The 24188-nt window shown below is 72.8% G+C and carries 20 protein-coding genes; 8 read left to right on the top strand and 12 right to left on the bottom strand.

Annotation, left to right across the window (positions count from 1 at the left end; genetic code table 11):
* Positions 1-72 precede the first annotated feature (72 nt).
* Positions 73-579 carry a hypothetical protein gene (locus tag DT076_RS15450; protein WP_114127589.1) on the top strand — a complete coding sequence of 169 codons (507 nt, stop codon included), beginning with the start codon at positions 73-75 and terminating at the stop codon, positions 577-579.
* Positions 580-591: 12 nt separating this feature from the next.
* Here DT076_RS15450 and dapC read toward each other — a convergent pair whose 3' ends face one another.
* The 5 genes from dapC to mshB form a co-directional block, all read right to left on the bottom strand.
* The gene (dapC, locus tag DT076_RS15445) at positions 592-1692 is read right to left on the bottom strand and encodes a succinyldiaminopimelate transaminase (protein WP_114127588.1); all 1101 of its coding nucleotides are present in this window, start codon (positions 1690-1692) and stop codon (positions 592-594) included.
* A gap of 92 nt (positions 1693-1784) precedes the next feature.
* A complete protein-coding gene (fdxA, locus tag DT076_RS15440; protein ID WP_114127587.1) occupies positions 1785-2111 on the bottom strand; it encodes a ferredoxin in 327 nt (108 codons plus the stop codon).
* Between the two features lie 109 nt (positions 2112-2220).
* Positions 2221-3942 (bottom strand): VanW family protein, encoded by a 1722-nt coding sequence (locus tag DT076_RS15435; RefSeq protein WP_114127586.1) that lies wholly within the window; start codon positions 3940-3942, stop codon positions 2221-2223.
* Entirely contained in the window at positions 3939-4571 is a 633-nt protein-coding gene (locus tag DT076_RS15430; RefSeq protein ID WP_199539220.1) for a flavin reductase family protein, read from the bottom strand. The genes DT076_RS15435 and DT076_RS15430 overlap by 4 nt, the downstream gene beginning before the upstream one ends.
* Positions 4568-5485 carry an N-acetyl-1-D-myo-inositol-2-amino-2-deoxy-alpha-D-glucopyranoside deacetylase gene (gene mshB / locus DT076_RS15425; RefSeq protein WP_233494001.1) on the bottom strand — a complete coding sequence of 306 codons (918 nt, stop codon included), beginning with the start codon at positions 5483-5485 and terminating at the stop codon, positions 4568-4570. The genes DT076_RS15430 and mshB overlap by 4 nt, the downstream gene beginning before the upstream one ends.
* 62 nt (positions 5486-5547) lie before the next feature.
* Between mshB and DT076_RS15420 the strand changes: the two genes are divergently transcribed.
* Positions 5548-6462, top strand: a complete 915-nt coding sequence (locus DT076_RS15420; protein ID WP_114127584.1) for a hypothetical protein — start codon at positions 5548-5550, stop codon at positions 6460-6462.
* Between the two features lie 73 nt (positions 6463-6535).
* Complete coding sequence (gdhA, locus tag DT076_RS15415; RefSeq protein WP_114127656.1) at positions 6536-7873, top strand: NADP-specific glutamate dehydrogenase; 1338 nt, start codon at positions 6536-6538, stop codon at positions 7871-7873.
* Between the two features lie 46 nt (positions 7874-7919).
* Here gdhA and DT076_RS15410 read toward each other — a convergent pair whose 3' ends face one another.
* The 6 genes from DT076_RS15410 to pepN all read right to left on the bottom strand — a co-directional run bounded on the left by DT076_RS15410 (position 7920) and on the right by pepN (position 16372).
* A complete protein-coding gene (locus tag DT076_RS15410; protein ID WP_114127583.1) occupies positions 7920-8942 on the bottom strand; it encodes an ABC transporter ATP-binding protein in 1023 nt (340 codons plus the stop codon).
* Positions 8939-10042: an ABC transporter ATP-binding protein gene (locus tag DT076_RS15405; RefSeq protein ID WP_114127582.1), complete on the bottom strand. Its 1104-nt coding sequence runs from the start codon at positions 10040-10042 to the stop codon at positions 8939-8941. Before DT076_RS15405 ends, DT076_RS15410 begins: the two co-directional genes overlap by 4 nt.
* Before the next feature lie 7 nt (positions 10043-10049).
* Positions 10050-11003: an ABC transporter permease gene (locus DT076_RS15400; RefSeq protein WP_114127581.1), complete on the bottom strand. Its 954-nt coding sequence runs from the start codon at positions 11001-11003 to the stop codon at positions 10050-10052.
* Positions 10996-11916 (bottom strand): ABC transporter permease, encoded by a 921-nt coding sequence (locus DT076_RS15395; protein ID WP_114127580.1) that lies wholly within the window; start codon positions 11914-11916, stop codon positions 10996-10998. The genes DT076_RS15400 and DT076_RS15395 overlap by 8 nt, the downstream gene beginning before the upstream one ends.
* A 113-nt stretch (positions 11917-12029) precedes the next feature.
* Complete coding sequence (locus tag DT076_RS15390; protein WP_114127579.1) at positions 12030-13682, bottom strand: peptide ABC transporter substrate-binding protein; 1653 nt, start codon at positions 13680-13682, stop codon at positions 12030-12032.
* 224 nt (positions 13683-13906) lie between these two features.
* Complete coding sequence (gene pepN / locus DT076_RS15385) at positions 13907-16372, bottom strand: aminopeptidase N (protein ID WP_114127578.1); 2466 nt, start codon at positions 16370-16372, stop codon at positions 13907-13909.
* A 110-nt stretch (positions 16373-16482) separates the two neighbouring features.
* Between pepN and DT076_RS15380 the strand changes: the two genes are divergently transcribed.
* Both DT076_RS15380 and DT076_RS15375 read left to right on the top strand, forming a co-directional pair.
* Complete coding sequence (locus DT076_RS15380; protein ID WP_114127577.1) at positions 16483-17655, top strand: GNAT family N-acetyltransferase; 1173 nt, start codon at positions 16483-16485, stop codon at positions 17653-17655.
* Between the two features lie 19 nt (positions 17656-17674).
* Complete coding sequence (locus DT076_RS15375) at positions 17675-18676, top strand: LLM class F420-dependent oxidoreductase (protein WP_233494000.1); 1002 nt, start codon at positions 17675-17677, stop codon at positions 18674-18676.
* A 41-nt stretch (positions 18677-18717) separates the two neighbouring features.
* Here the strand turns inward: DT076_RS15375 and DT076_RS15370 are convergent, their stop codons facing one another.
* Positions 18718-20019: an outer membrane protein assembly factor BamB family protein gene (locus DT076_RS15370; protein WP_114127575.1), complete on the bottom strand. Its 1302-nt coding sequence runs from the start codon at positions 20017-20019 to the stop codon at positions 18718-18720.
* A 111-nt stretch (positions 20020-20130) separates the two neighbouring features.
* On the opposite strand from DT076_RS15370, the gene ligD reads away from it, so the two are divergent.
* From ligD to DT076_RS15355, 3 genes are read left to right on the top strand one after another with little or no spacing between them, the layout of a single operon-like run.
* Complete coding sequence (gene ligD / locus DT076_RS15365) at positions 20131-21756, top strand: non-homologous end-joining DNA ligase LigD (protein WP_114127574.1); 1626 nt, start codon at positions 20131-20133, stop codon at positions 21754-21756.
* Positions 21757-21775: 19 nt separating this feature from the next.
* On the top strand, positions 21776-22756 hold the full coding sequence (ku, locus tag DT076_RS15360) for a non-homologous end joining protein Ku (protein ID WP_114127573.1): 981 nt from the start codon (positions 21776-21778) through the stop codon (positions 22754-22756).
* 21 nt (positions 22757-22777) lie between these two features.
* Positions 22778-24187 (top strand): serine hydrolase domain-containing protein, encoded by a 1410-nt coding sequence (locus tag DT076_RS15355; protein WP_199539219.1) that lies wholly within the window; start codon positions 22778-22780, stop codon positions 24185-24187.
* Position 24188 lies beyond the last annotated feature (1 nt).

Raw genomic sequence — 24188 nt, 5'->3', positions numbered from 1 at the left:
TCCGTGCCCTGTGGGTGCAGTCCTACCATCTCGGTGAGGCAGAGTCGGCAGCAGTGCACCCAGGAGGAACCGATGACGAGTCCGCAGGATCCGCCGGCTGCCGACGACGCCGACGCCGACGCGACCAGCGCGCCCGACCGGCCACGCTGGTGGCTCGGCCTGGTGCTGTTCGTCGCCGGCGTGGTGGTCGGTGTCCTGGCCGTCGGCCTGCTGAACACCACCACCCCCGACTTCGGCGGGACCGCCGGGAGCGGGGCGACGCCGGAGGAGCCGGCACCGGCTCCCACCGGTGGGGTCCCCGTGGTGGCCCGGGCGGAGGTCAACGCCGCGTGCCTGCGGGTGATCAACGAGGCGCAGGACGTCTACAACGTCCTGCAGGGCGTGGACGAGGCCGTGGTGGACGTCGACCTCCAGCAGCTCGACGACATGGTCCGCAGGTTGCAGCCGATCCAGCCCCGGCTCGCCCGGGACCTGGGGGACTGCCGGGTGGACAGCGAGGCGGTGCTGCCCACCCCGAGTGCGGCCCCGTCCGCACCCCCCTCCTCGGGTGGGACGCCGCTGCCCTCACCCACCGGCTGACGCCGGGGGGGTTCAGGCCCCGAGCCGCTCGGCTGCCGCGGCCACCCGCTCGTCGGTGGCGGTGAGGGCGATCCGGACGTGCTGGCCGGTCACCTCGGGCTCGCCGTAGAAGTCGCCAGGGGCGACGAGGATGCCGAGGTCGGCGAGCCGGTCCACCGTGGCACGGGCGTCCTCGCCGCGGGTGGCCCACAGGTAGAGCCCGGCGGTGGAGTGGTCCAACCGGTAGCCGGCCGCCTCCAGCGCGGGGCGCAGCAGGGCGCGGCGGCGCCGGTAGCGCTCGCGCTGGGCCGCGATCTCCTCGTCGTCGTCCAGCAGCGCGGTCATCGCCGCCTGCACCGGGGCGGGCATGATCATGCCGAGGTGCTTGCGGACGGCCAGCAGCGCGCCGACCAGGGCGGCGTCACCGGCCACGAACCCAGCCCGGTAGCCGGCCAGGTTGGAGCGCTTGGACAGCGAGTGCAGCGCCAGCAGGCCCTCGGAGGAGGCGCCGCACACCGACGGGTGCAGCACCGAGACCGGCTCGGCCTCCCAGCCCAGCTCCCCGTAGCACTCGTCGGAGGCCAGCACCGCACCGTGCTCGCGGCACCAGCGCACCCAGGCCCCGAGCCGCTCGGCGTCGAGCACCTCACCGGTGGGGTTGGACGGGGAGTTCACCCAGACCAGCCGGACCGGTCCGACCCCCGGGTCGAGCTCGTCGGGGTGGTCGGCCGCCACCGCCCGCGCCCCGGCCATCAGCGCACCCACCCGGTAGGTCGGGTAGGCGGCCCGGGGGAAGACGACGACGTCCGCGGGGCCCAGGCCGAGCAGGGTGGGCAACCAGCCGACCAGCTCCTTGGTGCCGAGCACCGGCAGGCAGGCCTCCGGGGCCAGGTCGCGCGCACCCCAGCGGCGGCTCAGCCAGGAGGCCATCGCCCGCCGCAGCTCCGGGGTGCCCGCGGTCTGCGGGTAGCCCGGGGCGTCGGCGGCCGCGGCCAGCGCCCGCTGGGCGAGCTCCGGCGTCGGGTCGACCGGGGTGCCGACGGAGAGGTCGACCAGCCCGTCCGGGTGGGCCCGGGCGCGCTGGGCGGCCTCCGCCAGGGTGTCCCAGGGGAAGTCGGGCAGCGCGCGGTTCACGCGTCCGCCGGCCCGGGGCCCTGCGACAGGCCCGGGGCCAGGTGGCCCGTCCCTGCCGATCCTTCGGTCACTCGTCGCGCTCCGCGCGCGCGTCACTCATCGTGCTCCTGCGGCGGGAGGGCCTTGATCAGCTCGTGGTCCTTGTCGATCGGACCCATCTTGGCCGCACCGCCGGGCATGCCGAGACCGTCGAAGAACTTGACGTTGGCGTCGTAGTACTCCTGCCACTCCTCGGGGACGTCGTCCTCGTAGAAGATGGCCTCGACCGGGCAGACCGGCTCGCAGGCGCCGCAGTCGACGCACTCCTCGGGGTGGATGTACAGCATCCGGTTGCCCTCGTAGATGCAGTCCACGGGACACTCCTCCACGCAGGCCCGGTCCTTGAGGTCCACACAGGGCTGCGCGATGACGTACGTCACGTTCGTTCTCCTTAGCTGCGCGTGCTCACGGCCGTCCTCGCCCACGGGCGGGAGACCTGGTCCAGTATGTCGGCTCCCCCTCCGCCTCGCAGCGAAGGGTCACCTGCTGTCACTCGCACTTGATCTCGTCGCCGGGGCTGTAGCGCCAGAAGTAGTTCTCCCGCTTGACCTCCTTGCCGTCCTTGATGAAGGCGCGGTAGTAGGTGGCGTCGAAGCCCTGGATCGGGGCCTGGTACTCGCAGCTCGGCCCGCTCTTGGTCAGCTCGCGCCCGCTGGTGAAGTTGGTCTTCTCCGCGTCGGGGCTGCGCACCTCGTCCCAGACCCTGGTCGACCAGATCTTGACCGTCAGCGAGCCCCTGCTGCCCGGTGCGCTCTTCTTGCGGTCGGCCTCGATGATGACGCCGTAGGGGGTGTTGTTCTTGAACTGCAGGTCGAGCGAGCCGTAGTAGACGGTGGCCTCGCGCCCGGCCGGGTAGCGGTCGAAGTAGAGGGTGTGCGGGTGGTGCTCGACGTCCTCCAGACCGGCGAAGAAGGCGGCGTTGAACAGGGTGGTGGCCGCCTGGGAGACCCCGCCGCCGGACTCCTTCTTCAGCACCCCGCCCTGGATGACGTAGCCGTCCACGAAGCCGTTGGCCGCGGTCCGCTCCCCCACCACGTCGTTCATCGAGAAGGTCTCGCCGGGAGCGAGCCAGTGGTTGTCGACCCGCTCGGCCACCTCGCCCAGGTTGATGTTGCGGTAGTCGGCGTGGTCGTAGCTGGTCGTGAACTGGCCGACCACCTCGGTGACCTGCGCCTTCTTCGCCTCCTCGGTGGTGAAGTCGGCCTTGTCGGGGGTCAGCTCGACGGTGGCGGTGCGGTCCTCGCCCTGGCGGGTGAGCACCGGCTCGACCGCGGCGAGCAGCTTCTCGGCGTCGACGGTGGTGCCGTCGACGGCCTCGACGAGCTGGGGCCGTCCGCCGCGCAGCGTCCAGTAAGCATCCCGGGGCTCGGTGATGTCGAGCTCGTCGATCGCCTCCTCGCTGCCCTCGCGGAGCTTCCCCGCGTCGTAGCGGGCGACGTAGGTGCCGTCGGCGATCTCGAAGGTGGTGGCACCGGCGATGGCCTCGGGGCTGACCTCGAACTCGCCGGCGTCACCGGCCCGGACCGTGACGTCGTCGCTGACCGCCGGCTCGGCCACCTCCTCGGCCACCTGCTCGGCCTCCTCGGTGGTGACCTCCGGCGGCGTCACCGTGGCGGCGGCCGCGACGGTGGTGCCCCGGAGATAGGTCTGGCTCAGCGCGGTGGCGGTGGCCTCCCGGTCGATGGTGATCCCCGAGCTGCCCTCGCCGACCTCCACGGCCGTCCCGTCGTAGCCGAGGGTGGCGTTCTTCGGCTCGCCCTCCACGGCCTCGGCGTAGGCGTCCACCGCCTGGGCGAGCGCCTCCTCGTCGACGGTGGCCAGCGGGCGCTGGGCACCGCCGCCGGTGAGCACCTGCCAGATGTGCAGCGGGTTCCACGAGCGGCCGGCCCCGGCCGCCTCGACCGAGGCCTCGGCGTCCAGCGCCAGACCCGCCTCGGCCGGGACGATCTCGCGGGTGGCCCCGTCGGCCGACACCGTGAGCGGTGCACCCGCCTCGTCGGCGAGCTCACGTTGCAGGGTGCTGACCGCCTCGGCCCGGGCCATCCCACCGATCGCGACCCCCGCCACGGTGGCGTTGCGCGGGACCCGGTCGCCGGCGAGCAGGTACCCCGCGACGTAGATGCCGCCGAGGACGAGCAGCACCGTGGCGACCGCCACCACGGGGACGAGGGCGCGGTTGCGTCGGGGCCGGGACGAGTCGGTGCTGGTCAATGCGATGAGCCTCGTGGGTCGGTGGCGTGCCTCGGCGCGCCCGGACGTGGACTGGTCGATGGTACGTCACGCCCTCCGTCGGCCCGGGTTCCGCGGCCCGGGTCCGTCGCGCCGGTCAGGTCGAGGAAGCGGCGGCGGTGGTAGACGAGGGCGGGCGCGTCGGTCTCGGTGCCGGCGGTGGCCAGCACCCGGCCGAGCACCAGCGAGTGGTCCCCGGCCGGGGTGACGTGCTCGGTGCGGCACTCCAGCCAGGTCAGCGCGCCGTCGAGGACGGGCGCCCCGCCGGAGGGGGCGGGGCTGGTGGGCACGCCCTCGAACTGCTGGGCGCGGTCGCGGGTGGACCGCGCGAACCGGCGACCGAGCTCGGCCTGGTCGGCGGCGAGCACCGAGACCGCCCAGCTGCCGGCCGCCAGCAGGACCGGGTGCAGACGCCCGTCCCGGCGGATGCTGACCATCACCAGCGGCGGGTCGAGCGAGATCGAGGTGAAGGCGCTGCAGGTCATCCCCTGCGGTGAGCCGTCGGCGCGCAGGCAGGTGACCACGGTGACCCCGGAGGCGAAGTGGCTCATCGCGGCGCGCAGCTCGCTGCCGTCGACGCCTCCTCCTGCGCCGTCCGGGGAGGCGGTCACCGCAGGCCGGCGAACAGGTCGTCGGCCAGCCCGTCGCCGGTCACCCCGTCCGGGAACGGGACGCCCTGGGCCAGCCGGTAGTACTCGTCGGCCCAGCCGGTGCCGGTGGTGAAGATCCGCCAGAACGGGTCCTCCAGGCTGACCTGGCTGCGGTGGGCCGCCAGCGCGGCCGCCTTCTGCTCCGCCCAGGGGGTGCCGTCGACGCGGACCGCGAGGTCCTCGTCGGGGATCAGCATGGGCGGGGGGTTGTCGAGGTCGAAGGCGCCGAGGTCGCCCAGGTCGCCGCCGCTCTCCCGCACCCGCTCGACAGCCCGCTTCATCGCCGAGGCCGACATCGCCGACCAGAGCACCCGGGGCACCGCCCACGCCTCGCCCAGGTCGCGGCGGAAGCTGGGCACCCCGGCCAGCGCGACGGCGTAGGTGGCCACCCGGTGGGCCTGCACGTGGTCGGGGTGGCCGTAGCCGCCGATCTGGTCGTAGGTGACGAGCACCTGCGGACGCCGGTCGCGGATCAGCGCGACCAGGTGCTCGGCGGCCTCGCGCAGGTCGGCCAGCCAGAACGCGCGCGGGTCGAGCTCGGCGCCGACGGTGGCCATCCCGTCCTCGCCGTCGACCATCCCGGAGTCGTGGTAGGCGCCGTCGCCGCCGAGGCGGACGAAGTCGGTGACGCCGAGGACGGCCATCGCCTCGGCCAGCTCACCCACCCGGTGCCGGCCCAGCTCCTCCCCCGGGCTGAGGTGGGACAGCTCGTCGGACACGATCTCGCCGCGCTCGCCGAGGGTGCAGGTGACCAGGGTGACCTGGGCGCCCTCGGCGGCGTAGCGGGCCATGGTGGCCGAGGTCTGGCTGGACTCGTCGTCGGGATGGGCGTGGACGAACATCACCCGTCGTGCGGGCACCTCGTGCGAAATCACCCGCTCACTCTAGGAGGCGGGGAGGACAGTCCGGCGCACACCGGGAGCACTAGCCTCGCCCCGTGCGCACCGAGGCCGACTGGCTCCGTCCCGGACCCGCCGACCCTCCGCGCTGGGGCCACCGCGACGGGCTCACGGTGGGGCTGTCCCCGCTGCCCGGCCCGCGGGGCCTGCTCCGCGTCTACACCCCCTACCTCGGGCACCGGCCGGAGCGGATGGTCAACTACGTCGCGGTCGAGCCGGTCACCCGCCGGGGGCTGCGGCGCGGCTTCTCCGAGCTCGAGCGCAGCCGGCTGGACGACGAGCCAGGGCTCACGATGTGGACCGGGGACGGCCGCCTCCCCGACCCGGGCCGGCTGGCCGTGGTCGACGGGGTCGAGGTGCTGACCGTGCTGGTGCGCTGCGAGCGGTTCGCCAGCGGGGCCGAGGTCGACCTGCGCGTCCGGTTCCGGGCCGACCGGCCGCACGAGGTCGAGCTGGCCGCCGCCGCCACCGCCACCTCGCGGCCGCTGCGCAGCTGCGTGCTCACCGCCACCATGGGCAACTACGCCCGGCTGCGCACCCTGCGGCTGGCCGGGCGCGAGGTGCACGCGCGGCAGCTGTGGCCATGGCACCGCGGCGACCGGTTCACCCTGCGGGCCTCCTTCGGGCTGGGCGCGCTGCCGCGCGAGCCCGACGGGACCGCGGTGGTCGCCGCCCGGGGCGACGAGGACGACCCGGCCGGTGCGGACTACGAGCCGTCGGTGCTGCCGCACTGGCACTGGCAGGGCGAGCGGGCCGAGCAGGCCTGGGTGGTGCCCGACCCGCACCCGCGGCTGCGGGCGCAGGTCAACGGTCGGGTCACCTACTGGGCCAGCTCGGCCCCCATCCCGGGCGGGGTGGCCTTCGAGAACCTGGAGGTCCGCGAGCCCTACCGCCCGTGGCGTCCGCTGGTGTTCCGGGTGACGCCGCTGCCCGGGACCTCCGACTCCGGCTGAGCCCGTCCCGGCCGGGGCACTAGCGTGGTGCCCTCAGTCGGCGGTGAGCGAGGGAGCACGAGTGAAGGCAGAGATCCGCGACCGGGTCGAGCAGATCTACGACGACGTGGTGGGGCGCAACCCCGCCCAACCCGAGTTCCACCAGGCGGTGCGGGAGGTGCTGGACTCCCTCACGGTCGTGCTGGACCGTCACCCCGAGTACACGGCCCGCAAGACCGTCGAGCGGATCTGCGAACCCGAGCGGCAGCTGATCTTCCGGGTGCCGTGGCAGGACGACCGGGGCGAGGTGCACATCAACCGCGGGTTCCGCGTCGAGTTCAGCAGCGCCCTGGGCCCCTACAAGGGCGGGTTGCGTTTCCACCCCTCGGTCAACCTCGGCGTGGTGAAGTTCCTCGGCTTCGAGCAGATCTTCAAGAACGCCCTGACCGGGATGCCGATCGGCGGCGGCAAGGGCGGCGCCGACTTCGACCCCAAGGGCCGCAGCGACGCGGAGGTGATGCGCTTCTGCCAGTCCTTCATGACCGAGCTGTACCGCCACCTCGGCGAGCACACCGACGTCCCGGCCGGCGACGTCGGCGTCGGCGGGCGGGAGATCGGCTTCCTCTTCGGCCAGTACAAGCGCATCACCAACCGCTTCGAGGCGGGGGTGCTCACCGGCAAGGGGCTGTCCTACGGCGGGGCGCAGGTGCGCACCGAGGCCACCGGCTACGGCGCGGCCTACTTCGCCGCCGAGATGCTGCGCGCCCGAGGCAGCTCCCTGGACGGCCGGACGGTCAGCGTCTCGGGGTCGGGCAACGTCGCGGTCTACGCGGTGGAGAAGGTGCAGCAGCTGGGCGGCCGGGTGCTGACGGTCTCGGACTCCGGCGGCTACGTGGTCGACGAGCGCGGCATCGACCTCGAGGTGCTCAAGCAGGTCAAGGAGGTGGAGCGGGCCCGGATCAGCGAGTACGCCGAGCGGGTGCCCTCGGCCCGCTACGTGGCCGGGGGCTGCGTGTGGGACGTCCCCTGCGAGGTGGCGATCCCCTCGGCCAGCCAGAACGAGCTGCCCGAGGAGGCGGCGACGACGCTGGTGCGCAACGGCTGCCGGGTCGTGGTGGAGGGCGCGAACATGCCGACCACCCCGGGTGCGCTGCGGGTGCTGCGGGAGGCCGGGGTCGGGTTCGGCCCGGGCAAGGCCGCCAACGCCGGCGGGGTCGCGACCTCAGCCCTGGAGATGCAGCAGAACGCCTCCCGCGACCGGTGGACCTTCGAGCACACCGAGGCGCGGGTCGAGGAGATCATGCGGGCCATCCACGAACGCTGCCAGGCCACCTCGGAGGAGTACGGGCGCCCGGGCGACCTGGTGCTCGGGGCGAACGTCGCCGGGTTCCTGCGGGTGGCCGAGGCCGTGCACGCCCACGGGCTGGTCTGACGACCGCGACGGGCACGCCGGCGTCCGGCGTGCCCGTCGGGGGACGTCAGGACGAGAGGTGGACGGTCTCCACGATGGTCCGCGGCTCGGCGAAGTGGCAGGCCGAGGGGTGGGCGCCGCGGCCGTCCGGGCGCGGGTCCAGCGCCGGGTCCTCGATCGAGCAGACGTCCTGGGCCTTGAAGCAGCGGGTGTGGAACCGGCAGGCGCGCGGCGGGTTGGCCGGGCTGGGGACGTCCCCGCTCAGCACGATCTGCTCCCGCTTGCCGCGCAGGGTCGGGTCGGGCACCGGGACGGCCGACAGCAGCGCCTGGGTGTAGGGGTGGGTCGGACGCTCGTAGATCTGCTCCTCGTCGCCGATCTCGACGATCCGCCCGAGGTACATCACCGCGACCCGGTCGGAGATGTGACGCACCACCGACAGGTCGTGGGCCACGAACACGTAGGACAGCCCGAGCTCGTCCTGCAGCCGCTCCATCAGGTTGACCACCTGCGCCTGCACCGACACGTCCAGCGCCGAGACTGGCTCGTCGCAGACCAGCACCTTCGGGTTCAGCGCGATCCCGCGGGCGATCCCGATCCGCTGGCGCTGACCGCCGGAGAACTGGTGCGGGTAGCGGTTGACGTGCTCGGGGTTGAGCCCGACGAGGTCGAGCAGCTCCTGCACCCGCCGGCGTCGGCCGCCCTTGGGCACCACGTCGGTGTGGATGTCGAAGGGCTCGCCGACGATGTCGCCCACCGTCTTGCGCGGGTTGAGCGAGGTGTAGGGGTCCTGGAAGACGATCTGGATGTCGCGGCGCAGCCGGCGCAGGGCGTTCCCCGACTGCTGGGTCATGTCGACCCCGTCGAAGACCAGCGAACCGCTGGTCGGCCGCTCCAGCTGCACCAGCAGCCGTCCCAGCGTGGACTTGCCGCACCCGGACTCGCCCACGATGCCCAGGGTCTCGCCCTTGTAGAGGTCGAAGCTGACGCCGTCGACGGCCTTGACCTGGCCGACGGTGCGCTTCACCACCCCGGAACGGATCGGGTAGTGCTTGACCAGGTCGCGCGCGCTCAGGATGACGTCGCTCATCGTCGCTCCTCTCCCCCGTCACCGTGCAGGTGGTGCGGGTGGTCGAACTCTCGGGCGCTGTCGGCCAGCACGTCCTCGGCGAAGTGGCAGGCGGCTCGTCGTCCGGGCCGCACCTCCCGCAGCGCCGGCGGCGGGTCGTGCCGGCAGACGTCCTGGGCGTAGCGGCAGCGCGGGTTGAACGGGCAACCCGGCGGGATCCGGGTGAGGTTGGGCGGCAGGCCACCGATCGCCGCCAGCTCCTGGCCCTTCTGGTCCAGCCGTGGGATCGAGGCCAGCAGACCCTGGGTGTAGGGGTGGGCCGGGGCGGCGTAGATGGAGTGCACGTCGGCGGTCTCCACCAGCTTGCCCGCGTACATCACCGCGATCCGGTCGGCCACGTCGGCCACCACCCCGAGGTCGTGGGTGATGAGGATGAGCCCCATCCGGCGCTCCTCCTGCAGCTCGGCCAGCAGCGCCATGATCTGGGCCTGCACCGTGACGTCGAGGGCGGTGGTCGGCTCGTCGGCGATGAGCACCGCCGGGTCGAGGGCGATCGCCATCGCGATCATGATCCGCTGCCGCATGCCGCCGGAGAACTGGTGGGGGAAGGCGTTGACCCGCTGCCGGGCGCCGGGGATGTTGACCCGCTCCATCAGCCGGATCGCCGCCTCCCGGGCGTCGCTGCGGTTGGCCCCGCGGTGCACCCGCAGCATCTCCGCGATCTGCCAGCCGACCGGGAACACCGGGTTCAGCGAGCTCAGCGCGTCCTGGAAGATCATCGAGATCTCCGGGCCGCGGATCTCGCGGCGCTGCTTCTCGGTCATGGTGAGCAGCTCGGTGCCGCAGTAGCGGACGCTGCCGCCGGTGACGAACCCGGGCGGGGTGTCGAGGATGCCCATGATCGCCTGCGCGGTCACCGACTTGCCCGACCCGGACTCCCCCAGGACGGCCAGCGTCTCGCCCTCGTCCAGGTGCAGGCTGACGCCGTTGATGGCCTTGGCCACGCCGTCTCGGGTGCGGAACTCGACCTGCAGGTCCTCCACGTCGAGCAGCCGGCCGTCGGTCGGCGTCCACGACGACTCGCCGCGGGCGACGTCGGTCTCGGACAGGGTGTCGCTCATCAGCGGCTCACTTCAGCTTGGGGTCGATCGCGTCACGGATCGCGTCGCCCAGCATGATGAACGCCAGGATCGTGACCGTGAGGAAGATGGACGGGAAGATCAGCATGTGCGGGGCGGCCCGGACCAGCCCGATCGAGGACGCCAGGGAGATGTCGATGCCCCACGAGATCGCCGGCGAGCGCAACCCGATGCCGAGGAAGGCCAGGGTGGCCTCGACCGCGATGTAGGTGCCCAGGTTGAGGGTGGCGACCACGATCATCGGCGCCACCGCGTTGGGCAGGATGTGCTGGAAGATCAGCCGGGGCGCGGACGCCCCCAGCGCCCGGGCGGCGTTGACGTAGTCGTTCGGCTTCACCTGCAGCACCGCCCCGCGCATCAGCCGCGCCAGCGAGGGCCAGCCGAAGAGCACCAGCACCCCGACCACGGTGAGCACCTGCAGGATCAGCGGGTCCTCCAGGTCGGGCGGGAACAGGTAGAAGGTGAGGATGCCGGCCAGCAGCAGCGGGATCGCGAAGAAGATCTCGCCGACCCGGGAGAGCAGCGCGTCCAGCCAGCCGCCGTAGAAGCCGGAGACGAGCCCGATCAGGCCGCCGACGACCACGGTGCCGATGCTGGTCAGCACCCCGACCAGGATCGAGGCCCGGGCGCCGTGGATGACGCGGGCGTAGACGTCGTAGCCCTGGCTGGTGGTGCCGAAGAGGTGCTCGGCCGAGGGTGGTTGCCGGGCCACCGCCAGGTCACCGAAACGCGGGTCGGTCGAGGTGAACAGCTGCGGTGCGACCGCCATCGTCAGCAGCACCACGATGAGCACCACCGAGATCCAGAACAGCGGGTTGCGCCGCAGCTCGCGCCAGGCGTCGCTCCACAGCGAGCGCGCCTGCTGGCGCTCCTGCCCCTCGCGCTCCTCCCCGGCGGGCGGGGTGCCGAACTCGGAGACGGCCACGCCGCTGGGGTCAGTCATGGCTGATCCTCGGGTCCAGGACGCCGTAGAGGACGTCGACGAGCAGGTTGGCGAGCAGGTAGACGAGCACGAGGCAGGTCACGGTACCCACCACGATGGTGCCGTCCTTGGTGTTGATGCCGTAGAAGAGGAACCCTCCGATCCCGTTGATGTTGAAGATCCGCTCGGTCACCACCGCGCCACCCATCAGGGCACCGAGGTCGTAGCCGATGTAGGTGATGGCGGGGATCATCGAGTTGCGCAGCGTGTGCACCCCGACCGTGCGACCGGGGCCGAGGCCCTTGGCCCGGGCGGTGCGGACGTAGTCCGAGCGCAGGTTCTCGATCATCGTGCTGCGCATCAGCCGGGCGATGTAGGCCACCGAGAAGGAGCCCAGCACCAGACCGGGCAGCAGCAGGTCGAACCAGCCGCCCTCGGTGGCGGTCACCGGGAAGATCCCGAGCCGGATGCCGAAGACCAGCTGGGACAGCGAGCCGACGACGAAGACCGGGATCGAGATGATCAGCAGGCTCGACAGGGTGACCAGGTAGTCGAGGAACCGGCCCTTGCGCAGAGCGGCCAGGATGCCGGCCGCGATGCCCACCAGGGCCTCGAAGCAGACGGCGATGACGGCCAGCCGGATGGTGGTGGGCCACCGGTTGAGCAGCTCCTCGGCCACGCTGAGCCCGCTGAAGGACTCGCCGAAGTCGCCGCTGAGCAGCTTGGCCATGTAGAGCCCGTACTGCACGACCAGCGGCTCGTCGAGGTTGTACTCCTGGCGGAACTGCACCAGGAACGCCTCCGGGCAGGCCCGCTCGCCGCACCGTCCGGCGGCGGGGTCGCCGATCCCGAAGACCATGGCGAAGATCAGGAAGGTGGCCCCGATGATGACGGGGATCATCTGCAGCAGGCGCCGCAGCACGTAGCTGCCCACGCTGCCTCCTCTCTGGGGGCCGGTCGTCGTCCCATCAGAGCAGACCGGCCCGGAAGTGACACAGTCGACCCCGGGACCGGTGGGTCCCGGGGTCGACCGTGAGGGTCAGTCGGTCACTGGACGACCTGGATGCTGGCCAGGTCAGGAGTGCCGAAGGCGGTGATCTTGACGTTGGTCACCCGGTCCGACCAGCCCATGGTGGCCTTCGCGTAGGTGAACGGGGCGGTCGGGAAGTCCTCGGCGAGGACCTGCTCGGCCTGCTGGTACAGCTGGTTGGACTCGTCCCCGGCCTCGGCCGCGGCGGCGTCGACCAGCAGCTGCTGGAACTCCGGGTTGGAGTAGTCCGACCAGTTGGAGTCCGCACCCTCGGCGTAGATCGGGGCCAGGAAGTTCTCGATCGACGGGTAGTCCATCTGCCAGCCGGAGCGGAAGATGCCCTTGTACTCGTCGTTGTCGATGCCCTCGTTGAAGGTGGCGAAGTCGACCACACCCTGGAACTGGCAGTCCAGACCCAGGTTGTTCGAGATCTGGTTGCAGATGGCCTCACCGATCTGCTGGTTGCCCGCGCCGTCGGTGTTCGAGGTGTAGGTCAGGGTGCCCTCGTAACCGCCGGCCTGGTCGTAGAGCGCCTTGGCCGCGGCCGCGTCGAAGACGCAGGCCTCGCCGCAGACGTCGGGCATGAAGCCGTCGACGGCCGGGGAGACCCAGCCGGTGGCCGGGGTGGCGCTGTTGCTCAGCACGGTCTCGACGATGGCCTGACGGTCCACCGCCATCGAGATCGCCTTGCGCAGGTCGGGGTTGTCGGCGAGCTGCTCATCAGCCGGGGAGTAGGTCCACCAGCGCAGGCCACCGGTCTCGCGCTGGGCGTTCCGGTCGGGCAGATCGGCCTGGTACTGGTCGCCGATGAGGTTGTCGGTCGGGATCTGGTCGATCACGTCGAGGTTGTTGGCGACGACATCGGCGTAGGCGGCGGCCGGGTCCTGGTAGATCCGGAAGGTGGCCTTGTCGACGCTGGCCGGGAACTCACCGGCGTAGTCGGCGAACTTGGTCAGCACCATCTCGGTGCTGGACAGCGACTCGACCTGGAACGGGCCGGCGCCGACCGGGTCGGCCTCGTAGGCGGCCTGGTCGTCGAAGAAGATGTCGGGCAGCGGCGCGAAGGCGGTGTAGCCCAGACGGACCGGCAGGTTGGAGACCTTCTCGGTGGTCCTGATGGTGAAGGTGTAGTCGTCGACCACCGCCAGACCGCTCAGCTCGTTGGTCTCGGCCGGGTTGGCCTCGCAGTCGCCCTCGGCGCACTGGGTGGCCTCGTAGCCCTCGATCGGGGAGTAGAAGTAGGAGGCGGTCTGCCCGTTCTCGGCCGCCGCGGTGTAGTTCCAGGCGTTGACGAAGTTCTGGGCCTTGACCTCGGTGCCGTCGTGGAACAGGTAGCCCTGCTTCAGGGTGACGGTGAAGTTCTGGTTGTCCTCGGTCTCGATCGACTCCGCGATGTCCATCTGCGGCTCGGTCGTGTCGGGGTCGTAGTGGATCAGCTTCGCGGTGATCGCGTCGAGCACGTTGCCGCCGCACACCTCGGACGTGTTGCCCGGCACCAGCGGGTTCTCCGGGGTGCAGCCGTTGATGGTGATCTCTCCACCGGTGGCGCCGGGGGCCTGCGGCTCCTCACCGGTGTTGCCGCCGTCGTCGCCGCTGCCTCCACAGGCCGTCGCCACCAGGGCGACGGAGGTGAAGAGGGCGGCGACCATCGCTCGCGAGCGTGCCCGCATGTGGTGTCCTCCTTGGTGATGGGCGTCCGGATCGCGGACCCCTGACAGGTGGGGAGCCGACAAGATTTCGTGCTCTCCCGGTACAGACTGGGTCTTTCTAATCGACCGGTCCGGTCGGTGCAAGCAATCCCGGGGTTCGCGCGGGTTCGCAACGCAATCGTGATGTGAGACGTCACCAGCGGCGGACGCGGGTGTGCCTGGGCCGTCGAGCCGCGTCGCGGGTCTCAGTGGCCGAAGCGCGTCCGGGAGCGCAGCGCACGCTGCAGCAGGTCGGTCTGGTCGGTCACGGCGCGTCGCAGCCCGGCGTCGAGGTCGGTGCGGGCGAGCAGGCCGCCGGCGGCCTCGGCGGTGGCCGCGGTGACGGAGGTGAGCGGGAAGGAGCGGGTGACCACGGTGCTCAGCGACCAGCCGCTGCGGAACGCCGCGGTGCCGGGCACCGCCTCGAACCAGGCCGCCACGAAGGGTTCGGTGAGCTCCTCCTGTCCGGGCCGGAAGAACCCGTCGGCGACGGCGTACACCTCGTAGGCGCTGAGCTCGCTCGGCCGGGTGAGCACCTCCCAGGCCCACTCCTTGTCCGCCAGGTCGGGGACGCCGGCGCGGGCCCGGGCGGCCCGGGCGCGTCCGGTCGAGGTCGGGTGGCGCTCCCGGGTGGGCCCGATGACGTCGGGCTCGCCGAGCTCGCTCAGCCGGACCGTGATCCGCCAGGTGAGCTCCTCGTCCAGCTCCCGGCCCGCCGGCAGGTCCTCCCCCGACCACCAGCGGCGCAGCAGCGCCCGGTCGTCGGTCAGGTCGATCAGCTGCCGCCAGCCGACCAGCTGGCGGTCGCTGCCCGGCACACCCTGCTCGAGCACGGTGCCGGCGAGGGCGCCCAGGTCGGTGAGCACCTCGGGCCGGCGGTCGGCGGGGACGAACGCCGTGGCCAGCGGGCCGGTGGCGAAGGCGAGCACCGTCTGCACCACGATGTCGAGGGGCTCCCCCGGCAGCTGGGACGTGAGCACGGCCACCGCCTCGAGGGGGTCCAGCTCGGCGTCGAGGACGCCGTCGCGCAGCGCGTTCCACAGCACGATCCGGGTGGCCGGGTCGGCGATCCGGGCGATCCGCCTCAGCGCGTCCCAGCCGCCCGACGGCCGGACCCGCCCCCAGCTCTCGTCACCGGCGTCCGGCACCCAGACGATGTCGTCCCCGCTCGGCAGCCCGTCGGGCACCACCGGGTCGCCGCCGACGTCCACCGGCACCCGGGCCAGCTCGCGCCCGGACGCGTCGAGGGCGGCCACGGCCACCGCGTGCCGGCGTCCGCTCGGCCCCGACGCCGGCGGCACGGCCCGCACCGCCCGGGCGCCGTGGGCGTGCCCGACCTCCAGCCGGTCCATCCCGCTGGTGCGTAGCCAGGCCTGCTGCCACTCCTGCAGCCCGACCGCCCCGGCCCGCTCCCAGCTGGCCAGCAGGTCGGCCAGCTCGGCGTTGGCGTAGGCGTGGGTGGCGAAGTGGTCGCGCAGTCCGCCCAGGAAGACGTCGTCACCGAGCCGGGCGGCCAGCTGGCGCAGCAGGGCCGCCCCCTTGGCGTAGGAGATGCCGTCGAACTGGCTGAGCGCCTCGGCCGCGTCGGCCGAGCCGTTGCCGGCGACCGGGTGGGTGGAGGGGGCCTGGTCGGCCACGCTCCCCCACGCCTTCCGGACGATCCCGAACTCGCTCCAGGCGTCGTAGCGGGTGACCTCGGTGGTGACCCGCTGGCCGAGGTACTCCGCGAAGGACTCGTTGAGCCACAGGTCGTCCCACCAGCGCATGGTCACCAGGTCGCCGAACCACTGGTGGGCCATCTCGTGGGCGATCGTGCTGGCCCGGGCGCCGCGCTCGAACTCTCCCGCCGCCCCGGTGAAGACCATCTGGTCGCGGAAGGTGACGCAGCCCGGGTTCTCCATCGCGCCGGCGTTGAAGTCGGGCACGAAGGCCTGGTGGTACTCCCCGAACGGGTAGCGCACGCCGAACAGCCGGTGGAACTCGTCGAAGCAGGCCCGGGTGACCTCGAGGACGTCCTCGGCCTCGCGGCGCAGGTGCTCGCCCAGCGAGGCCCGGGCGTGCACGCCGAGCACGATGCCGTCGTGCTCGGCGGTGACGCTGGCCCAGGGGCCGGCGACCAGGGTGACGAAGTAGGTGGCCAGCGGACGCGGCTGCTCGATGGTGAAGCGGCCGGGCGCGGCGCGCACCGCCGGCCCGTTGCCCAGCACCTGCCAGTCCTCCGGGACGGCCACGGACAGCCGGTAGGGCGCCTTGAGGTCGGGCTGGTCGAAGCAGGCGAACCACCGCGGACCGGCGTCGAGGAAGCTCATCGCGTAGAGGTAGGTCTCGCCGTCGACCGGGTCGAGGTGGCGGTGCAGGCCCTCGCCGTCGCTGCTGTAGGCCATCTCGGCGCTGACCTCGAGGGTGTTGTCCCGCGCCAGCCCCTCCAGCGGCAGCCGGCCGTCGGCCACCGCGACGTCGAGGACGCGCCCGTTCAGCCGGACCTCCCCCAGCCGCTCGCAGCGCAGGTCGCAGAAGGTAGCGGCCCCCTCCTCGGCGGTGAAGACCAGCGTGGTGGTCGAGGTGAAGGTGTCGCTGCTCCGGGCCGCGGTGAGGTCGAGGTCGACCGCCATCGACTCCACCTGCAGCAGGGCGGCTCGGTCGACGGCTTCGGCGCGGCGCAGTGCGGGCATGGGCTCACCGTAGTGCCGGTGGGGACGGCGTCCGGGACGAGGCGGTCAGGTGACGCCGTCGGCGCCGGGCAGTAGCGTGCTCACGTCCGGCACCGGCAGCGAGGAGTGGCATGAGCGTCGAGTTCCGCGAGCTGACCGAGGACGACCGACGCGCCTCGGACGCGCTGAGCCACGAGGCCTTCGGCGCCCCCCGCACCGACCGCGACCCCGAGCCGCGTCCGCTGCCGCCCGGCCGGCACCGGGTCGGGGCCTTCGTCGACGGGCGCCTGGTGGCCAAGCTCGGGGCTGCGGAGTACACCTCGTTCTGGGGTGGCGCCGAGCTCACCACCGCCGGCATCGGCGGAGTCACCGTGGCGGTCGAGCACCGCCGGGGCGGGTTGCTCCGGGGTCTGTTCGAGGTCGGGCTCGCGCCGGCGCGGGAGAACGGCGTCGCGGTCTCCACGCTCTACCCGACCGCGCCGGCGATCTACCGCCGGCTGGGCTACGAGGTGGTCACCGACCTCATCACCGTCCGGGTGCCGACCAGCTCGCTGGCCACCCTCGCCGTCCCCGAGCCGGTGCGGCTGCGGCGCGCCACCGAGGCCGACCTGCCGGCGGTCCGCGCGGTGTACCGGGCCTGGGCGGTCGGCCACAACGGTCCGCTGAGCCGCACCGGACCCGCCTTCGGGGCCACCGACGCCGAGGTGCTCGCGGAGTTCAGCGGCATCACCCTGGCCGAGGTGGACGGTGTCTGCGTCGGCTACTGCTCCTTCGACCGCGGCACCGGCTACGGCCCGGAGGCCACCGTGGAGGTCAGCGACCTGGTCGCCACCACCGGCGAGGGCTACCTGGCCCTGCTGGCCTCCCTCGGCTCGCACGCCTCCGTGGTCGGCAGCATCGACCTGCGCACGTCCGGCTCCGACGTGGTCCGGCTGCTGCACCGCACCTCGCACTGGCAGGTGGTCTCGCGCAACCCGTACATGCTGGCGGTCCTCGACATCCCCGCCGCCCTCTCCGGACGCCGCTGGCTCCCGGTGGAGCACACGCTGGAGCTCGCGGTGGAGGACGAGGCGGTGCACGGCTACCGGCTCACCCTGGACGGGCTCGGCGGCGGCGTCTGCGAGCAGGTGCCGCTGACCTTCGACATGCCGGTGCTCACCCGGCGCGGGCTCGCAGCCCGCTACGCCGGCAGCCAGTCCTGCGCCAGCCTGCGCGCGGCCGGGCACCTGCGCGGCGACGACCGCCAGGACCCGTGGCTGGACGCCCTCTTCACCGGCGAGGCCCACGTCCTGGACCACTTCTGACCCGTCTAGGGTGAGGCCCATGGCTGCTGCGATGGAGTTCGGACTGTTCGTGCCGCAGGGGTGGCGCTTCGACCTGACCGAGGTCGAGGACGCCCGGCAGTGGTCGGTGATGCGGGACCTGGCCCAGCGGGCCGACCGCGGTGACCACTGGCAGAGCCTGTGGGTCTACGACCACTTCCACACCACGCCGGTGCCCAGCGAGGAGGCCACCCACGAGGCCTGGACGCTGATGGCCGCGCTCGCCGCCAGCACCGAGCGCATCCGGCTGGGCCAGATGTGCACCTGCATGGCCTACCGCAACCCGATGTACCTGGCCAAGGTGGCCGCGACCATCGACCACGTCAGCCAGGGCCGGCTCGAGATGGGCATCGGCGGCGGCTGGTACGAGCACGAGTGGCGGGCCTACGGCTACGGGTTCCCGCGCGCCGGCGTCCGGCTCGGCATGCTCGACGAGGGCGTCCAGATCTTCAAGCAGGCCTGGGCCACCGGCCATGCCACCCTGGATGGCCAGCACTACCAGGTCGACGACGCGCTGTGCTTCCCGCTGCCGCTGCAGGCCGGCGGCCCGCCGCTGTGGATCGCCGGCGGTGGGGAGAAGGTCACCCTGCGGATCGCCGCCCAGCACGCCCGCTACACCAACTTCGCCGGCACCCCGGAGGACTTCACCCACAAGTCGGAGGTGCTGGCCCAGCACTGCCGCGAGGTCGGCACCGACTTCGACGCGATCACCCGCTCCTCCAACTACAACGTGTTCATCGGCCGCGACGAGGCCGAGGTCGCCGAGCGCCGCCAGACCTACGTCAACCGGGTCAAGGGCCACCTCAGCGAGGAGAAGATCGAGCAGCAGCTCGGCGGCTTCGACGGCATGCCCGGCACCGGGACCGTGGAGCAGGTCGTGGAGAAGCTGACCCAGATGCGCGACCTGGGGATGACCTACGGCATCTTCTACTTCCCCGAGGCGGCCTACGACACCTCCGGAATCGAGCTCTTCGAGAACGAGGTCATCCCCGCGCTCCGCTGACGCCACGTCTCCGCTCCGGGACCGGCAGGCGCCGGGCCGGATCAGCGGGGGTGCGGCACCAGCACCGTCCGCTCGTGCTCGCCGCCGACGGCGTCGCGGTACGGCAGGGCGAGCAGGGTGCCGGTCGGCGTCACGCCGACGACCGCCGCGTCCTCCCGGTACGCACCGTCGAGCTCGGTGAGCGCCCCGGTCCGGGGGTCGAGCACGCCGACGGAGAGGAGGTGGTGCTCGTCATCGCGTTCCTCGGCGAGCAGCACGTGGGCTCCGGGGACCCCGGGGTGCTCCGCGGCGAGGCGCCAGCCCTGGGGCAGCTCGACGGTGGTGAGCTGCCCGGAACCGGCCTCGAGCCACCGCACCGAGGTCGCCGTCGTGATCCGCAGGTCGTCGCCGACCGGTTCGTAGGACGGCGAGGGAACGTCGTCGCCGACCTCGGTCGTCCAGCCGCCGCCACCCGTCAGGAACCGGCCCACCGCGATCCGCCGGTGCTGGTCGTAGGCGAAGGTGATGAGCGTGTCGCCGGCGATCGCCCAGTCCCCCACCTGGAACTGCCCGACGTCGAACTCGGTCGCCACCTCACCGGTCCGGAGGTCCAGCACCCGGAACCGGAGCCGCTCGCGGTCCCCGACCACGACCCACTCCGCCTGCCCGCTCCAGCGCCGCGGGTTGAACGACGCCGCACCCTGGTTGCTGGCGACCGCCTCCTGGGCGACCTCCCACAGCGACTCACCACTGCGTCGGTCCAGGGCGAGGGTGCGGCCCTCGTCGGCGAACACCACCACCTCCTCGTCGGCGGCGAACGGCCGGGCACCGCCCACCTCGGCCGACCACTGCGTCTCCCCCGTCGCCGTGGACACGGCCATGGCGGGCTCCCGCTGCCCTCCGGTGGTGACGGTGACGACCGAGTCGCCGGCGAGCACCGCGGACCGGCTCCCGGCGGGATAGGCCTCCTCGTTGACCCACAGCCGCTCCCCGTCGAGGGAGGAGCCGACCAGCTCGGTGCGCTGGTGGTCGACCAGGACCCGCACCCGGTCGTCGCGGCCCACCTCGGTCACGTCGTCCTCGTCCTCCGGCGTGGCCGGAGGCAGCTCGACCGCACCCGGAGGCAGCGGCGGCGGGACGGCGACGGACAGGATGCCGACGCCCACCACCGCAGCAGCCGCGCCGAGGCCGACCAGCGCCGACCTCCGGCTGCCGCTGAGCACCAGCACCACCGCGCCACCCACCGCGGCGAGCGCGAGGACCCACCACAGCCAGCCGAGCGCGAGCACGACGGTGGCGGCCCCCAGGGCGAGACCCGCGACGCCGAGGAGCGCCGACGCCAGCTGCCTGTTCCGCGTCCGCATGGGCGACACCGTAGTGACGAAGCGGTCGACCGATGCCTGCGCCGGGGCACGGTCGAGGCGGAAGAGCGGCCCCGCAACCGCGCCCCGACGGCGGCGTGGCACGGTGGGACCATGGCGCGGCAGCGGAGCAGGAGGGCGGATCCCGACGTCCCCCTGGCCCGCTACCAGTCGATGCGGGACTTCCAGCACACCCCCGAACCCGCGGGATCCCCCGCACCGGACCCGGGGCCCGGGCAGCGCCGGTTCGTCGTCCAGCGCCACCGGGCCCGGGCGCTGCACTACGACGTCCGGTTCGAGATCGACGGCGTGCTGGTCAGCTGGGCGGTGCCCAAGGGCCCCAGCCTCGACCCCGACGTCCGTCGGCTCGCGGTGCACGTGGAGGACCACCCGGTGGAGTACCTCGACTTCGAGGGCGTCATCCCCGGCGGGCAGTACGGCGGCGGCGACGTCATCGTCTGGGACACCGGCACCTGGGAGCCCAACCCCGGCGTCGACCCGGCCGAGGAGCTGGCCGGGGGCACCCTGCACGCCACCGTGCACGGGCAGAAGCTGCAGGGCCGGTTCGTGCTCTTCCGCACCAGCCGCGAGGGCTCGGGCGGCAAGGAGCAGTGGATGATGGTGCACAAGCGCGACGACCACACGGTCGCCGGCTGGGACGCGGAGGACCATCCGCACTCCGTGCTCAGCGGGCGCACCAACGACGAGGTCAAGGACGACCCCGACCGGCTCTGGCGCTCCGACCTGCCCGCCGACCAGGCCTCGGTCGCCCTCAAGGTGGCGGTCCCCGACCCGGTGTCGGAGGACGAGCTGGCCGCCCTGGACGAGCTCGGCCAGAACGGCCGATGGACGGTCTTCGGCCGGACGCTGCGGGTGACCAACCTCGACAAGGAGCTGTTCGGCGCCCGCGACGACCAGCCGCCGGTGACCAAACGCGACCTCATCCGCTACGCCGCCCAGGTCGGGCCGACCCTGCTGCCCTACCTCGCCGGGCGCGCGCTCAACATGCACCGCTACCCCGGTGGGGCCGACACCAAGGGGTTCTGGCACAAGGAGCTGCCCGGCCACGCCCCGGACTGGGTGCCACGCTGGCGCAACCCCGACGCCGGACGCGGGGAGACCCAGACCTACCTGGTGGTCGACGAGGCCGCCGCGCTGGTGTGGGCGGCCAACTTCGGCGCCCTGGAGTGGCACCCGTGGACGTCGCGCACCGAGCAGCCGCGCTGCCCCTCCTACGTGCTGTTCGACATCGACCCCGGTGAGCGCACCAGCTGGGAGGAGGTGCTCGTCCTCGCCCGGCTGCACCGCACCGCGCTGGAGCACCTGGGCATGCGCGGACGTCCCAAGCTGACCGGGCGCCGGGGCATCCAGGTCTGGGTGCCGATCGCGGAGGGCCCCGGGTTCGACCAGACCCGGGCCTGGGCCGAGACGGTCTCGCGCAGCGTCGGCACGGTGGTGCCGGAGCTGGTCAGCTGGAAGTGGTCGGTGCAGGAGCGCCGCGGTCTGGCCCGGCTCGACTACACCCAGAACGCCATCAACAAGACCCTGGTCGCCCCCTACAGCCCCCGGCCGGCCCCCGGCGCGCCGGTCTCGGCCCCGATCGACTGGGACGACCTCGACGACCCCGACCTGCGTCCCGACGGCGTCACGCTGCGGGAGATGCCCAGACGCCTGGCCGAACGCGGCGACCTCTTCGCCGACGTCCTCGACCACCACCAGACCCTGCCCGACCTGCACTGAGCCCGCACGAGGAGGAACGATGGCGAGAGCGATCTGGACGGGGGCGTTGTCCTTCGGCCTGGTGAGCATCCCGGTGGGGCTGTACTCGGCCACCGAGGAGCACGAGGTCCGCTTCCACCAGTTCGAGCGCGGCACCAGCTCGCGGATCCGCTACCGCCGGGTCAACGAGGACACCGGCAAGGAGGTCGGCTACGACGACATCGTCAAGGGCGCGGAGGTCGGCGACGGCGAGTACGTGATGCTGAGCGATGAGGACCTGGAGTCGGTCGAGCCGGGCCGTAGCCGCACCGTCGACATCACCGACTTCGTCGAGGCCGCCGAGATCGACCCGATCCACTACCAGAAGAGCTACTACCTCGCCCCGGCCGACGAGACCGCGGCCAAGCCGTACGGGCTGCTCGTCGCCGCGCTGACCAAGGCCGACAAGATCGCCGTCGCCACCTTCGTCATGCGCAGCAAGGAGTACCTGGCCGCGATCCGCCCGAGCGGGGACGTCCTGGTGCTGGAGACGATGTACTTCGCCGACGAGGTGCGCGATCCGGCGGAGTTCCTGCCCGAGGTGCCGAAGGCGCCCTCGGCCCGCGGCAAGGACGTCCAGATGGCGATCGACCTGATCGAGGCGATGACCAGCCGCTGGGACCCGGCCAACTACACCGACAGCTACACCGAGCGGGTCGAGCAGCTGGTCGAGGCCAAGCGCGACGACCGCGAGGTGGTCACCTCGACCGAGCCCGAGGAGGGCGGTGAGGTGGTCGACCTGGTGGCCGCGCTGAAGGCGTCCCTGGACGCCGCCCGCGGGCACAAGCCGGGCAACCAGCACCGCCGGGAGAAGCTGTCCACCCGCGAGGCCGGCGCCGACGGGGAGGCCGATCTCTCCTCGCTGTCGCGCGACGAGCTCTACGCGATGGCGCAGGAGGTGGGGCTGAAGGGCCGCTCCTCGATGTCGCGGAAGCAGCTGCTCGAGGCGCTGTCGGAGGAGGGTCGGCGACGAGCCGGCTGACCCGGCCCTAGGGTGGGCCCCGTGAGCCCGTTGCCGCGCAGCACCCCGTCCGAGCAGCAGGTCGACGCCGAGGGGGTGCAGGCGACGCTGGACGCGTGGGAGCGCAGCGGCACCGAGCTGCACAGCCTGATGGTGCTGCGCCACGGCTCCGTGGTCGCCGAGGGCTGGTGGAGCCCGTACTCCGCCGGGCGCCGGCACCTGCTCTACTCCCTCAGCAAGACCTTCACCGCCACCGCCGCCGCGCTGGCCAGCGGGGAGGGGCTGCTCGACCTCGACGACACCCTGCTCTCCCACTTCCCCGAGCTGGACGCCGACGTCACCGACCCCCGCAGCCGTGCGATCCGGCTGCGCCACGTCGCGGCGATGGCCAGCGGGCACGACCACGAGACGCTGCCCGAGGCGCTCGCCGAGGACCCGGCCAACCCGGTCCGCGGGTTCCTCCGCCTGCCGCCGCAGGCCGAGCCCGGCACGCTGTTCGCCTACAACCAGCCGTGCACCTTCAGCCTCGGCGCGGTGGTCCAGCGCCGCTCCGGACGCACCCTGACCCAGTACCTGCGCCCGCTGCTGGACCGCCTGGGCGCCGGCCCGGTCGGCTGGCTCAGCCGCGACGGCGTCGAGCTCGGGTTCAGCGGGCTGCACGCCCGCACCGAGGACGTCGCCCGGCTCGGCCAGCTCTACCTGTCCGGAGGCCGGTGGGAGGGTGAGCAGCTGCTGCCCGACGGCTGGGTCGCCGAGGCCACCCGCAGCCACGTCGCCACCGACGGGGAGCCGAACCCGGACTGGCGGCAGGGCTACGGCTTCCAGGTCTGGCAGAGCCGGCACGGGTACCGCGGCGACGGCGCCTTCGGCCAGTTCTGCCTGGTGCTGCCCGAGCAGGACGCGGTGGTCGTCACCACCGCCGCCACCGAGGACATGCAGACCCTGCTCGACGCCGTCTGGGAGCACCTGCTGCCCGCCCTCGGCGCCGAGGGCGACCTCGACGCCGACGCCCGGCTGGCGGAGCGGCTCGCCGGGCTGCGGCTGCGCCCGGCCGGCGACGGGGGCGCGGTCGAAGGCCGCTGGGCCGGGCACCGCACCGTCACGCCGGGTGAGCGCACCCCCGACGGGCTGGACGCGCTCGAACTGTCCGAGGGCCCCGAGGGCTGGACGCTGACGCTGCACCAGGCCGGTGAGCTGTTCACCGTCCCGCTGGGAGCGGGTGACTGGGCGGTCGGGGACGCCCAGGGTGCCGACGGGCCGGTTCCGGTGGCGGTGTCGGCCGGCCCGGTCACCACCGCGGACGGGACGTCGGCGCTGGCGGTGGCGGTGCTGCTGCTGGAGACCCCGCACGCCCTCGACCTGACCCTGCACGCCGACGGCCAGGCTGACGTGGCCTGGCGCACCGTCCCGCTGCACCGCGGCCGGCTGGCCGAGATGCGCTGCCCGGTCTGAG

This window comes from Desertihabitans brevis (assembly GCF_003327535.1).
Lineage (GTDB): Bacteria > Actinomycetota > Actinomycetes > Propionibacteriales > Propionibacteriaceae > Desertihabitans > Desertihabitans brevis.
This window is presented reverse-complemented; position numbering and strand designations above follow the sequence as displayed.